A 13,185-nucleotide genomic window follows, 5' to 3' on the forward strand; every position below is an offset into this window, starting at 1 on the left:
CCGTGCCACCCCGGCATACGGAAGGGCCGGGCGCGAATGCCGCGCCCGGCCCGTGTCCTGACGGGGTGCTACCAGCGCACCGCGTCCAGCGCGTCCACGATGCCGGAGCCGTAGAAGCCGTTCTTGAACGTGCTTCCCTCGCACACCGCGTCGACGGTGCCGTCGGCGTTGATGTCGTACGGGTTGGTGCACGCCTTGTCGTCCGCCTGGAGCGACAGCAGCGTCTTCACGATCCCCGGTGTGGCATACGGGTGCTTCGACTTGATCAGCGCAGCGACGCCCGCGACATGCGGCGAGGCCATCGACGTGCCGGCCTTGTAGCCGAAGCCGCCGCCCGGCAGCGTGGACAGGATCAGACCGTTGGTGGCCGGGGCCTCCGGCGGCTGGTACTGGGTCCGGTCGCCGCCCGGAGCGGAGATGTCGATGACGCCGTTGCCGTAGTTGGAGTACGACGCCTTGAGGTCCTTCGCACCCAGCGCGGACACCGTCACGACCCCCGGGATCTGGGTCGGGATGTCCAGGCACTCACGCGGGTTGATGATCCGCTCGGTCGGGGTGGTGTCGTTGGGGCTGGTGGTGTCGGTCAGCTCGTCGGCCGCCAGGTCCATACGGGAGTTGCCGGCCGCGGCGACATTCACCGCGCCCTTGCGCTCGGCGTACCGCGCGGCCCGGGAGACCGCCTCGACCAGGGCCTTCTGGTCCTCGTCGTTCTTGCAGTTGAACAGCCACGGGTCGGTGTAGTAGCTGTTGTTGGTGACGTCCACGCCGTGTTCGGCGGCCCAGACGAAGCCACAGACCACGGCCTCCGTGTAGAAGAAGCCGTCCGGCTGGGAGACCTTGATGCCGGAGACCTTCACACCCGGGGCGACGCCCGTGATGCCGTAGTCGTTCTTCGCGGCGGCGATCGTGCCCGCGACATGGGTGCCGTGGTCGGACTCGTCGGGGCCCGGACGCCAGGCGCCGTCGGCCGTGTTCGGCACCCCGCCGACACAGCTCACGGAAGCCTTGCGGTCGAAGTTGGGCGCCAGGTCAGGGTGGGTGTCGTCCACGCCGGTGTCGATGACGGCGACCGTCACCCTGCTGCTGCCCAGCGTCTTCTTGTGCGCCTGGTCCGCCTTGATGGCGGGCAGGTCCCACTGCAGGGGCTCCAGCGGGTCCTGGCCGTCCTCGGCCTTCGCCGCCGCCTCCTCGGCCTCCTGCGCGCTCAGCGGCTGCTCGGCCTCGATGGCCGTGTCCCCCGCGGACTCCAGCGGCGCGGTGCGCGTGGCGCCCGCCGACTCGACCCCCCTGGTCTTGCGGATCGTCTCGGCGAAGTCCGGGTTCTGCGAGTGGACGACGATGACGCCGATCTGGTCGTAGGCGTACACCACCGTTCCGCCGGCCTTGGATATCGCCTTCTTCACGGACTTGGCCACGCCGTATCCGCGCTTCACGTTCACGACGTACGACAGTTTCTCGCCGGAGGTCGACACCGCCGCGGGCGATGTCTCGTCCACCGGGGCGGCGGTCGCCGCGCTGGTGGGGAGGAAGCCGAGTGAGGCCGTGAGCGCCAGGCCGACGGGGAGCGCGAGTGCGCGCCGCCGCCTGGATCCCAGATGAGCCATGGGTTCTCCACATCATCGGTCAGAACCGCCCAGACACCCCTGTGCGAATGGGCGGGTACATGACGAAGGAAGCTATCGCCGATCACGCCCGCGCATCAATGACTTACGGCGGAAACCGGTAACAAAAAGACCGGTGCTGAACCGGTTCTCTTCGCTCTCCGTGCCGTTGACAGGGGGACGAGAGACATCACCCCACCCCCCACCGTGAGGTCCCCCTTGTCCGTCCCCACCGCACCCGCGTCGCGAGGAGATTCCGTGGCCACCGATGCACCGCCGCCCCGAGCCGGCACGGACGCCGGCGCCGTTCAGCCCACGACGGAGGCGTTCGTCGAGGTGCAGCAGAGCGCTCAGTTCGGCGAGCTGCGCCGCACCTACCGTTCCTTCGCCTTTCCGCTGACGGTCGGTTTCACCGTCTGGTACCTGCTCTACGTCCTGCTGTCGAACTACGCCGGCGGATTCATGGGCACGAAGGTCTTCGGCAACGTCAACGTCGCCCTGGTCTTCGGCCTCGCCCAGTTCGCCACCACATTCCTGATCGCCTGGCTGTACTCGCGGCATGCCGCGGCCAAGCTTGACCCGAAGGCCCAGGCCATCAGATCCCGTATGGCGGCCGAGTCCCGCATGGAGGCCGGCGCATGACCGACACGCTCCACCAGCTGGCGGCCTCCGGCGATGCGACGCTCCATCTGGGCGCCTCCAGCGCCACCTCCGAGCACCGGGGTCTGATCATCTCGCTGTTCGCCGCCTTTGTGATCGCGACCCTCTTCATCACGGTCTGGGCCGGCCGTCAGACCAAGGACGCCGCCGACTTCTACGCCGGCGGACGCCAGTTCACCGGCTTCCAGAACGGTCTGGCGATCTCCGGCGACTATATGTCCGCCGCGTCCTTCCTCGGCATCGCCGGCGCCATCGCCCTGTACGGATACGACGGCTTCCTCTACTCCATCGGCTTCCTGGTCGCCTGGCTGGTCGCCCTGCTGCTGGTCGCGGAACCGCTGCGCAACTCCGGCCGATTCACCATGGGCGACGTCCTCGCCTACCGGATGCGCCAGCGGCCCGTGCGCACCGCCGCGGGCACGTCCACCATCGTCGTCTCGATCTTCTATCTGCTCGCCCAGATGGCCGGGGCGGGCGTCCTGGTCTCCCTGCTGCTCGGCATCACCAGCGACGGCGGAAAGATCGCGATCGTGGCGCTGGTCGGCGTACTGATGATCCTCTACGTCACCATCGGTGGAATGAAGGGCACCACCTGGGTGCAGATGGTCAAGGCCGTCCTGCTCATCGCGGGCACCCTTCTCATCACCTTCCTGGTGCTGTGGAAGTTCGACTTCAACGTCTCCCAGCTGCTCGGCACCGCCGCCGAACGCAGCGGCCGGGGCGCGCAGTTCCTGGAGCCGGGTCTGAAGTACGGCGTGGACGGCATGACGAAGCTGGACTTCCTCTCCCTGGGCATCGCCCTCGTCCTGGGCACCGCGGGCCTGCCGCACATCCTCATCCGCTTCTACACCGTGCCCACCGCCCAGGCCGCCCGGAAATCCGTCAACTGGGCCATCGGCATCATCGGCGCCTTCTACCTGATGACCATCGCCCTCGGCTTCGGCGCCGCGGCGCTCGTCGGTCCCGAGGAGATCAAGGCGTCCAACCCGGCGGGCAACACCGCGGCCCCGCTGCTCGCCCTGCACGTCGGCGGGGTCGACTCGGCAGGCGGCGCGATCCTGCTCGCCGTGATCTCGGCGGTCGCCTTCGCCACCATCCTCGCCGTGGTCGCCGGCCTCACCCTCGCCTCCTCCTCGTCCTTCGCGCACGACATCTACGCCAACGTGATCCGCAAGGGACAGGCCGATGAGAAGGAGGAGGTCCGTGCGGCCCGCTGGGCGACCGTCTTCATCGGGGTCGTCTCCATCGCGCTGGGCGCCATGGCCCGCGATCTGAACGTCGCCGGCCTGGTCGCCCTCGCCTTCGCGGTCGCGGCCTCCGCCAATCTGCCCACCATCCTCTACAGCCTCTTCTGGAAGAGGTTCACCACCCGGGGAGCGCTCTGGTCGATCTACGGCGGCCTGACCGCCTCCGTGACCCTGGTGCTGTTCTCGCCGGTCGTCTCCGGCAAGGCGTCCTCGATGTTCCCGGACGCCGACTTCGCCTGGTTCCCGCTGTCGAACCCCGGCATCATCTCGATCCCGCTGGGCTTCCTGCTCGGCTGGCTCGGGTCCCTGCTGTCCAAGGACGAACCGGACACCGGCAAGTACGCGGAGCTGGAAGTCAAGTCCCTCACGGGCATCGGAGCCCACTGAGGCGCCTCACCGATGCGAGTGCCGACGCGCCGGCACGGCCCTGTCGCAGACACCCGTCGTAGGGATCTACGACAGGGCCGTGCCGCTCATCGTGAGAATTGCGCCACTCGGTTGTCACAGGTGTGCCGTAGGCTCAAAAGAGTCCTGATCGCCATCCGGGGGAACGCCGTCCGGGAGGGGGCCTGCCGTGCTCATCGACACTTATGGCCGAGTCGCCACCGACCTGCGGGTCTCACTCACCGACCGGTGCAATCTGCGCTGCACCTACTGCATGCCCGAGGAGGGCCTGCAGTGGCTGGCCAAGCCGGACCTGCTCACCGACGACGAGATCGTCCGGCTGATCGGTATCGCCGTCACCGACCTCGGTGTGACCGAAGTCCGCTTCACCGGAGGTGAGCCGCTGCTGCGGCCGGGCCTCGTCGGGATCGTGGAGCGGTGCGCCGCCCTCGAGCCCCGCCCCACGATGTCCCTGACCACCAACGGCATCGGGCTGCAGCGCACGGCCGAGGCGCTCAAGACCGCCGGCCTCGACCGGGTGAATATCTCCCTGGACACCCTGCGTCCCGATGTCTTCAAGACCCTCACTCGCCGTGACCGGCACCAGGACGTCCTGAAGGGCCTCGCCGCGGCGCGCGCCGCCGGTCTCACCCCCGTCAAAGTCAACGCGGTGCTGATGCCCGGGTTCAATGACGACGAAGCCCCCGACCTGCTGGCCTGGGCCATGGAGCACGACTACGAGCTGCGTTTCATCGAGCAGATGCCGCTCGACGCCCAGCACGGCTGGAAGCGCGACGGAATGATCACAGCCGGTGACATCCTGGCGTCCCTGCGCACCCGCTTCACCCTCACCCCCGAGGGCGACGACGAGCGGGGCTCCGCCCCCGCCGAGCGCTGGGTCGTTGACGGCGGACCGCACCGGGTGGGCGTCATCGCCTCCGTCACCCGCCCGTTCTGCCGGGCCTGCGACCGCACCCGGCTCACCGCCGACGGCCAGGTCCGCACCTGCCTGTTCGCCCGTGAGGAGACGGATCTGCGGGCCGCACTGCGTTCGGACGCCCCGGACGAGGAGGTCGCCGCGATATGGAAGCAGGCGATGTGGGGCAAGAAGGCCGGTTCCGGACTGGACGACCCGGCGTTTCTGCAGCCGCAGCGTCCGATGTCAGCGATCGGCGGCTGAGTCGGAGCCCTGCTCCCGCTGGCGCCACTCCGCCAGGGTCACCACGTCCTTGAGGAAGCCGCGCAAACCGAGGAACTGGGACAGATGTTCCCGGTGCTCTTCACAGGCCAGCCAGGTCTTGCGCCGCTCGGGGGTGTGCAGCTTGGGGTTGTTCCAGGCCAGCACCCACACGGCGGCCGCGCGGCAGCCCTTCGCGGAGCAGATCGGTGTCTCGTCAGTCACTGTGGTGTCCAGATGTCGCACATGAACGACGCCGAGCAGCCACGGGGGGAGCTGCCCGGCGTCGGTCTGTCGCTCCGACGGGGGATGCGGAGCGCGTAGGAAGTATGTCACGGGGAACGGGGTGCGGTGCACCGGAACGTCATGATTGATCTGAGCTTTTCCCGAGCTTTGCAGCCCCGCAACATACACCCGGGCCGGTCCCGGTCAGCTCCGCCCGCCACCGGGAGCGGTGCGCTCCCGCTGCTCCGCCGCAGGCCCGGCAGGTGCGTCCGCGCCGTCCGAGGCAGACTGCCGGCCGTCGGCGCCGTCCGTCCCGTCGTCCGGTTCCGCCCGTTCGGGCGGGCCCAGCATCGGCCGGGGCGGAGCGGCGGCAAAGCTCGACGGCAGGGAGGGCGTGCTCTCCCTGCCCGCATTGGCGATCACCACCGCGATATACGGCAGCAGCGCCCCGAGCACCAACGCCACGATCGCCACATGGCGCTCCACGTTCCACAGAGCCGCCGCCAGGACCACCGACACGGTGCGCACCGACATGGAGATCACATAGCGCCGTTGACGGCCGCGCACATCCTCGGCGAGCCCCTGCCGGGCCCCCGTGATCCGGAAGACCTGCGCTCCGCCCTGCTTCCGCATCACGTTCCACCACCCGCTTTCCCGCCCGGCCGTTCCCCGGCCGCTCCCGGGTCCCGCCGTATCCGCTCCGGGGTCCCGTCGTGTCCACGGTACGCCCGGGCCTCCAGGGTCAGGAGGCCGGGCCCGGGCCCCGTCGACCGTACGCGCTGCGCAACCGCGGCGAACGCAGTACTGCAGACGGCGTGCCCGGCATGCGCTGTTCGGCGGACCATCCGAGACTGACCTCCGTAGTGCTCGCGCAGAGCGCGACACCCGGCGGCGGTGCAGGGAGGCGGCCATGGGCTGGTTGTGGGCGATCATCGTGGGACTGGTGCTGGGCCTGATAGCCAAGGCGCTCATCCCCGGCAAGCAGCACAGCCCGCTGTGGCTGACGACCGTCTTCGGCATGGCCGGCGCCATCGTCGGCAACTGGATCGCCATGGGCCTCGGCATCGACGAGACCCGCGGTGTCGACTGGGGCCGCCATGCGCTGCAGCTCGGCGCCGCAATCGTGATCGTCCTGCTGGGCGACATGGCGTACACGGCGGTCCGCGGCCACAAGGAGAGAGTCTGAACGGTGGCCGGAGCACCGCGGGGCAGCGCGGCTGAACGGCTGACGGCGGCCGGACGGGTTGAGGCCCGTCCGGCCGCCATCAGCCGCTCCCGCCTGTCAGGGGCGGTTCGCACCCGTCAGCACGCGTCAGCCCTCCGGGGCCACCTCGATGGCCGCCAGGTTCTTCTTGCCGCGGCGGAGCACCAGCCAGCGGCCGTGGAGGAGGTCCTCCTGCGCAGGTGCCGCGTCCTCGCCGGTGATCTTGACGTTGTTCACATACGCACCGCCCTCCTTGACGGTGCGGCGCGCGGCGGACTTGCTCGGCACCAGGCCGACCTCCGCGAACAGGTCCACGACCGGGGCCAGCTCGGCCACCCGGGCGTGCGGCACCTCCGAAAGCGCCGCCGTCAGCGTCGCCTCGTCGAGCCCGCCCAGCTCGCCCTGCCCGAACAGCGCCTTGGACGCGGCGATGACGGCCGCGCACTGGTCTGCCCCGTGCACCAGCGTCGTCAGCTCCTCGGCCAGCGCACGCTGTGCGGCCCGCGCCTGCGGACGCTCCGCCGTCTGCTTCTCCAGCTCCTCGAGCTCCTCTCGGCTCTTGAAGCTGAGGATCCGCATGTAGGGGGAAATGTCCCGGTCATCCACGTTCAGCCAGAACTGGTAGAACGCGTACGGAGTGGTCATCTCCGGGTCCAGCCAGACCGCGCCGCCCTCGGTCTTGCCGAACTTGGTGCCGTCCGACTTCGTCATCAGCGGCGTCGCAAGCGCGTGCACCTCCGCATGCGGCTCCAGGCGGTGGATCAGATCCAGCCCGGCCGTGAGGTTGCCCCACTGGTCGCTGCCGCCCTGCTGCAGCGTGCAGCCGTAGCGCCGGTACAGCTCCAGGAAGTCCATGCCCTGCAGGATCTGGTAGCTGAACTCCGTGTAGCTGATGCCCTGTTCGGACTCCAGACGGCGGGCGACGGAGTCCTTGGCGAGCATCTTGCTGACCCGGAAGTGCTTGCCGATGTCCCGCAGGAACGCGATCGCGGACAGCCCCGCGGTCCAGTCCAGGTTGTTGACCATGACCGCGGCGTTCTCGCCCTCGAAGGACAGGAAGGGCTCGATCTGGGCCCGCAGCCTCGTCACCCAGTTCGCGACGGTCTCCGGGTCGTTCAGCGTCCGCTCCGCCGTCGGCCGCGGGTCGCCGATCTGCCCGGTCGCCCCGCCCACCAGCGCCAGCGGCTTGTGCCCGGCCTGCTGGAGCCGGCGGACGGTGAGCACCTGCACCAGATGCCCGACGTGCAGGCTCGCCGCCGTCGGGTCGAAGCCGCAATAGAACGTGACGGGACCGTCCGCGAGCGCCTTGCGCAAAGCGTCCTCGTCAGTGGACTGGGCGAACAGCCCGCGCCACTTCAGCTCGTCGACGATGTCCGTCACGGTTCTCGGTCTCCTCGGAGTGATGTCTGTCGCAGTGGTGGACCACATCAGGTGTGCGTGGATCCGAGCCCAGTCTATGGGGGGCTCTGCAAGGCTCAGACCCCCTGGCTGACGGAGCTCATATTGAAGTCCGGCACCCGCAGCGCGGGCATCGCCGCCCGGGTGAAGTAGTCGCCCCACTCCCGCGGCAGCGTCTTCTCGCTCCGCCCGGCCTCCGCGGCCCGCGACAGCAGATCCACCGGCGACTCGTTGAAGCGGAAGTTGTTGACCTCCCCGACCACCTCGCCGTTCTCGACGAGGTAGACGCCGTCCCTGGTCAGCCCGGTCAGCAGCAGCGTCGCCGGATCGACCTCGCGGATGTACCACAGGCAGGTCAGCAGCAGTCCCCGCTCCGTGCCGGCGGCCATCTCCGCCAGCGACCGCTCGCCGCCGCCGTCCAGCACCAGATTGCCGACGGCCGGAGTCACCGGCAGCCCGGTCAGCCCCGCGCTGTGCCGGGTGGTGATCAGGTGCGACAGCTCGCCGTCCCGGATCCAGTCGGTCGCCGTCAGCGGCAGACCGTTGTCAAAGACCGACGAGTCGTCCCCCGACGCATGCGCGACCACGAACGGCGCGGACTCCAGACCCGGCTCGTGCGGATCGCTGCGCAGGGTGAGCGGCAGCTCGGACAGGGTCTCGCCGACCCGGGTGCCTCCGCCGGCCTTCGAGAAGACGGTACGGCCCTCCGCCGCGTCACGGGCCGACGACGACCAGAACTGGTAGATCAGCAGATCGGCCACGGCGGTCGGCGGCAGCAGCGTCTCGTACCGCCCGGCGGGCAGCTCCACACGCCGCTCGGCCCAGCCGAGCCGTTCACCCAGCTCCGCGTCCAGCGCGATCGGGTCCACGTCCTTGAAGTCCCGTGTGGCACGGCCAGCCCACGCGGAACGGGTGCGGTCCGGGCTCTTGCCGTTCAGCTCCAGCGTGCCGTTGGGCTGGTCGTGCCGCAGCCGGATGCCGGTCGAGGTGCCCAGATAGGTCGAGGTCAGCTCGTGGTTGGCGAACCCGTACAGCTCACGGCCGCCCGCCCGTGCCCGGGCGAACGCCTCACCCAGCGCGGGCGCGAAGTCCGCGAACACGCCGGACGACGTCTCGGCGGGCGCGTCGGTGAAGTCCGGAGCCGCCGGCACACCCGCAACCAGCGGCTGCGCGTCCTCGGCCGGCCCGGCGGCCCGCGCGGCCGCCTCCGCGGCACGCACCAGCGGCTCGAGATCGTCCGCGGTCACCGCCGACCGGGACACGACCCCGGAGGCTGCCCCCTCGGCCCCGTCGACGGTCGCCACGACCGTGACGGTGCGCCCGCGGGTGACGCCGTTGGTGGTCAGCGCATTGCCCGCCCAGCGCAGATTCGCCGAGGAGTGCTCATCGGCGATCACCACGCAGCCGTCGGCCGTGGACAACTCCAGGGCCCGCTCGACGATCTCGTACGGCTTGCTGACACTGCTCATCGGCCGGCCTCCTGCGTCGTGTTGAGACTGTGCTTGCCCGGGGGGCGACCCCCGGACCCCCGGCGGGTTCCGCGGTGCCCGCTCACCGGCCCGCCTCCTGCGTCGTGTTGAGGATGTTCACGCCCCGGAACAGGGCCGACGGGCAGCCGTGGGAGACCGCGGCGACCTGGCCCGGCTGGGCCTTGCCGCAGTTGAACGCGCCGCCCAGGACGTACGTCTGCGGGCCGCCCACCTTCTCCATCGAGCCCCAGAACTCCGTCGTCGTCGCCTGGTACGCGACGTCCCGCAACTGCCCGGCCAGCCGCCCGTTCTCGATGCGGAAGAACCGCTGCCCGGTGAACTGGAAGTTGTAGCGCTGCATGTCGATCGACCACGAACGGTCGCCGACCACATAGATCCCTTTCTCCACGCCCCCGATCAGGTCCTCCGTCGACAGCCCCCCGGGATCGGGCTGCAGCGACACATTGGCCATCCGCTGCACCGGCACATGCCGGGGAGAGTCGGCGAAGGCGCAGCCGTTGGAGCGGCCGAGGCCCGTCAGCCTCGCGATCCGCCGGTCCAACTGGTAGCCGACCAGCGTGCCGTCCCTGACCAGGTCCCAGGACTGCGCCTCGACGCCCTCGTCGTCGTAGCCGATCGTCGCGAGCCCGTGCTCGGCCGTCCTGTCGCCCGTCACATTCATGGCCGAGGAGCCGTAAGCCAGCTTCCCCAGCTGGTCGAAGGTGGCGAAGGAGGTCCCCGCGTACGCCGCCTCATAGCCCAGCGCCCGGTCCAGCTCGGTGGCGTGGCCGATCGACTCGTGGATGGTGAGCCACAGGTTCGACGGATCGACCACCAGGTCATACCGGCCCGCCTCGACGCTCGGCGCACGCATCTTCTCCGCCAGCAGCCCGGGGATCCGTTCCAGCTCCGCGTCCCAGTCCCAGCCGGTGCCGGTCAGATACTCCCAGCCGCGGCCGACCGGCGGCGCGACGGTGCGCATCGAGTCGAACTCGCCGGTCGTCTCGTCCACGGCGACCGCCGTCAGCTGCGGATGCAGCCGCACCCGCTGCTGGGTGGTCACCGTCCCCGCGGTGTCGGCATAGAACTTGTTCTCATGGACGGTCAGCAGGGAGGCGTCCACATGCGCCACGCCCTCCGCCCGCAGCAGCCGCCCGCTCCACTCGGCCAGCAGCGCCGTCTTGTCCTCGTCGGGGACGGTGAAGGGGTCGATCTCGTACGAGGAGATCCAGGTCTTCTCCGCGTGCACCGGCTCCTCGGCGAGCTCCACCCTTTCGTCCGAGCCGGCCGCCGCGATCACCTTGGCGGACAGCTTCGCCATGGCCACCGCCTGGCCCGCGACCCGGGCGGCCGCGTCCATCGTCAGGTCCACCCCCGAGGCGAACCCCCACGCGCCGCCGTGCACCACCCGCACCGCATACCCGAGGTCGGTGGTGTCGGCCGACCCGGACGGCTTGGCGTCCCGCAGCCGCCACGCCGCACTGCGCACCCGCTCGAAACGGAAGTCGGCATGCTCGGCGCCGAGCGCACGGGCCCGGGCAAGCGCGGCGTCAGCGAGGGCGCGCAGCGGCAGCGCCTGGAACGACTGATCGATTTCATGGGGCACAGTGGCCCTCCCCTTCTCACCGGGCGACGACAAGGCGACTACAACCCGCAGTGAATCATGCGGTGCCCACCGTCACGTCGGCCATTGTTTTCCGGGGATTGCGCAGCCCGGCCGCGGCAGCGCGCCTCCCCGACCGTGCCGCGGCGACTGTAGGGACCCAACAGTCGCCGCAGGAAGGCGCTGTCAGGGCCCGATTCCTCGTACACGCTCCGGTACCGATAGTTTCTGTCGGTATCAAGACCGCTATCGAAAGGGTGATCCGTTGAGTCGCTCGGTTCTCGTCACCGGAGGAAACCGGGGCATCGGCCTCGCCATCGCCCGCGCATTCGCCGAGGCCGGCGACCAGGTCGCGATCACCTACCGGTCGGGTGAGCCTCCGGAGGAGCTCGTCAAGCTCGGCTGTCTGCCGGTCCGCTGCGACATCACCGACGCCGAGCAGGTGGAGCAGGCCTACAAGGAGATCGAGGACAAGCACGGTCCCGTCGAGGTGCTGGTGGCCAACGCCGGCGTCACCAGGGACCAGCTGCTGATGCGGATGTCCGAGGACGACTTCACCTCCGTGCTCGACACCAACCTCACCGGCGCGTTCCGCGTGGTGAAGCGCGCCAACCGCGGCATGCTGCGCGCCCGCAAGGGCCGCGTCGTGCTGATCTCCTCCGTCGTCGGGCTGCTCGGCTCGGCGGGGCAGGCCAACTACGCCGCCTCCAAGGCGGGGCTGGTCGGCTTCGCCCGGTCCCTCGCCCGTGAGCTGGGGTCGCGGAACATCACCTTCAACGTCGTCGCGCCCGGTTTCGTCGACACCGACATGACCAAGGCGCTCAGCGACGAGCAGCGCGCGGGCATCGTCTCGCAGGTGCCGCTCGGGCGCTATGCGGAGCCCGGGGAGATCGCCGCCGCGGTGAAGTTCCTCGCTTCCGACGACGCCTCGTACATCACTGGAGCCGTCATCCCGGTTGACGGCGGATTGGGCATGGGTCACTGATCACATGAGTGGAATCCTCGCCGGCAAGCGCATCCTCATCACTGGTGTGCTGATGGAGTCCTCCATCGCCTTCCACACCGCGAAGCTGGCCCAGGAGCAGGGTGCGGAGATCATCCTGACGGCCTTTCCCCGGCCCACGCTGACGGAGCGCATCGCCAAGAAGCTCCCCAAGCCCACCAAGGTCATCGAACTCGACGTCACCAACGAGGAGCATCTGTCCCGCCTCCCCGACCTGGTGCGCGAGGAACTCGGCAGCCTCGACGGCGTGGTGCACTCCATCGGCTTCGCGCCGCAGGACGCGCTCGGCGGCAACTTCCTCAACACCCCGTTCGAGTCCGTCTCGACCGCGATGCACGTCTCGGCGTTCTCGCTGAAGTCACTGACGACGGCCTGCCTGCCGCTGATGCAGGAGGGCGGCTCGGTCGTCGGTCTGACCTTCGACGCCCAGTACGCCTGGCCGCAGTACGACTGGATGGGCCCGGCGAAGGCGGCGCTTGAGGCGACCTCCCGCTACCTCGCCCGCGACCTGGGCAAGCAGAACATCCGCTGCAATCTGATCTCTGCGGGACCGCTCGGCTCCATGGCCGCGAAGTCCATCCCGGGCTTCTCCGATCTGGCGGACGTCTGGAACCACCGCTCCCCGCTGGAGTGGGACCTCTCCGACCCTGAGCCGACGGGCCGCGGCGTGGTCGCCCTGCTGTCGGACTGGTTCCCCAAGACGACGGGTGAGATCGTCCACGTGGACGGCGGCCTGCACGCGATCGGCGCATAGCCCGGCCACCGGCCGGACGGAGTCCGGCGCAGCCGTCCCGAAGCCGCTGAGGCCCCTCGGGGCCGAGGGGTGCGAGGGTGGCGGTCGATGCGGCGTCGGCGGCCTGCATGCGATCGGCGCATAGCCCGGCCACCGGCCGGACGGAGTCCGGCGCAGCCGTCCCGAAGCCGCTGAGGCCCCTCGGGGCCGAGGGGTGCGAGGGTGGCGGTCGATGCGGCGTCGGCGGCCTGCATGCGATCGGCGCGTAGGCGCCCCACAGGGGTGCGGGACTGTATCGCCATGCGGCTCCGCCGTGTGGTCGCGACCGGCCACGACGTGCCCGCGCACGCGCTACGGCCGGTCGCAGCACTCCTGCTCACCCCGGCCGGACGGCCCCGACGCCCCGTTTCCCGCCTCCCGCGGGGAGCGGGGCGTCGCCCGTTCGGCCCACCGAGGCGCGCGCCGCACCCCTGGGCCGTAC

At 70.0% G+C, this 13,185-nt stretch carries 12 protein-coding genes; 6 read left to right on the top strand and 6 right to left on the bottom strand.

Annotation, left to right across the window (positions count from 1 at the left end; genetic code table 11):
* Positions 1-68: 68 nt before the first annotated feature.
* Complete coding sequence (locus tag QCN29_RS16650; protein ID WP_279928892.1) at positions 69-1,604, bottom strand: S8 family peptidase; 1,536 nt, start codon at positions 1,602-1,604, stop codon at positions 69-71.
* Positions 1,605-1,859: 255 nt separating this feature from the next.
* On the opposite strand from QCN29_RS16650, the gene QCN29_RS16655 reads away from it, so the two are divergent.
* The 3 genes from QCN29_RS16655 (at position 1,860) to moaA (ending at position 5,072) form a co-directional block, all read left to right on the top strand.
* Positions 1,860-2,243, top strand: a complete 384-nt coding sequence (locus tag QCN29_RS16655; protein ID WP_279928893.1) for a DUF485 domain-containing protein — start codon at positions 1,860-1,862, stop codon at positions 2,241-2,243.
* Entirely contained in the window at positions 2,240-3,895 is a 1,656-nt protein-coding gene (locus QCN29_RS16660) for a solute symporter family protein (RefSeq protein WP_240135793.1), read from the top strand. The genes QCN29_RS16655 and QCN29_RS16660 overlap by 4 nt, the downstream gene beginning before the upstream one ends.
* A gap of 187 nt (positions 3,896-4,082) precedes the next feature.
* Positions 4,083-5,072 (top strand): GTP 3',8-cyclase MoaA, encoded by a 990-nt coding sequence (gene moaA, locus QCN29_RS16665; RefSeq protein WP_279928896.1) that lies wholly within the window; start codon positions 4,083-4,085, stop codon positions 5,070-5,072.
* On the opposite strand, the gene QCN29_RS16670 is transcribed toward moaA, so the two are convergent.
* Both QCN29_RS16670 and QCN29_RS16675 read right to left on the bottom strand, forming a co-directional pair.
* Positions 5,055-5,294, bottom strand: a complete 240-nt coding sequence (locus QCN29_RS16670) for a hypothetical protein (protein WP_240135791.1) — start codon at positions 5,292-5,294, stop codon at positions 5,055-5,057. The two genes, moaA and QCN29_RS16670, sit on opposite strands and share 18 nt — an antisense overlap.
* A 204-nt stretch (positions 5,295-5,498) precedes the next feature.
* Positions 5,499-5,927, bottom strand: a complete 429-nt coding sequence (locus QCN29_RS16675) for a DUF3099 domain-containing protein (RefSeq protein ID WP_279928897.1) — start codon at positions 5,925-5,927, stop codon at positions 5,499-5,501.
* Between the two features lie 277 nt (positions 5,928-6,204).
* On the opposite strand from QCN29_RS16675, the gene QCN29_RS16680 reads away from it, so the two are divergent.
* Positions 6,205-6,480: a GlsB/YeaQ/YmgE family stress response membrane protein gene (locus QCN29_RS16680; protein ID WP_279928898.1), complete on the top strand. Its 276-nt coding sequence runs from the start codon at positions 6,205-6,207 to the stop codon at positions 6,478-6,480.
* Positions 6,481-6,606: 126 nt separating this feature from the next.
* Here the strand turns inward: QCN29_RS16680 and tyrS are convergent, their stop codons facing one another.
* From tyrS to QCN29_RS16695, 3 genes are all read right to left on the bottom strand, one after another.
* The gene (gene tyrS / locus QCN29_RS16685; RefSeq protein WP_279928900.1) at positions 6,607-7,878 is read right to left on the bottom strand and encodes a tyrosine--tRNA ligase; all 1,272 of its coding nucleotides are present in this window, start codon (positions 7,876-7,878) and stop codon (positions 6,607-6,609) included.
* Between the two features lie 95 nt (positions 7,879-7,973).
* On the bottom strand, positions 7,974-9,365 hold the full coding sequence (locus QCN29_RS16690; protein WP_240135787.1) for a metallopeptidase TldD-related protein: 1,392 nt from the start codon (positions 9,363-9,365) through the stop codon (positions 7,974-7,976).
* A gap of 82 nt (positions 9,366-9,447) precedes the next feature.
* Positions 9,448-10,971 (bottom strand): TldD/PmbA family protein, encoded by a 1,524-nt coding sequence (locus tag QCN29_RS16695; RefSeq protein WP_279928902.1) that lies wholly within the window; start codon positions 10,969-10,971, stop codon positions 9,448-9,450.
* 262 nt (positions 10,972-11,233) lie between these two features.
* Here QCN29_RS16695 and fabG point away from each other — a divergent pair, with 262 nt between their 5' ends.
* Positions 11,234-11,953 (top strand): 3-oxoacyl-[acyl-carrier-protein] reductase, encoded by a 720-nt coding sequence (gene fabG / locus QCN29_RS16700; protein WP_240135785.1) that lies wholly within the window; start codon positions 11,234-11,236, stop codon positions 11,951-11,953.
* Between the two features lie 4 nt (positions 11,954-11,957).
* Positions 11,958-12,725, top strand: a complete 768-nt coding sequence (gene fabI, locus QCN29_RS16705) for an enoyl-ACP reductase FabI (RefSeq protein ID WP_279928904.1) — start codon at positions 11,958-11,960, stop codon at positions 12,723-12,725.
* Positions 12,726-13,185: the final 460 nt, after the last annotated feature.

It is taken from the genome of Streptomyces chengmaiensis, assembly GCF_029846775.1.
In the GTDB taxonomy this organism is placed as follows: domain Bacteria; phylum Actinomycetota; class Actinomycetes; order Streptomycetales; family Streptomycetaceae; genus Streptomyces; species Streptomyces chengmaiensis.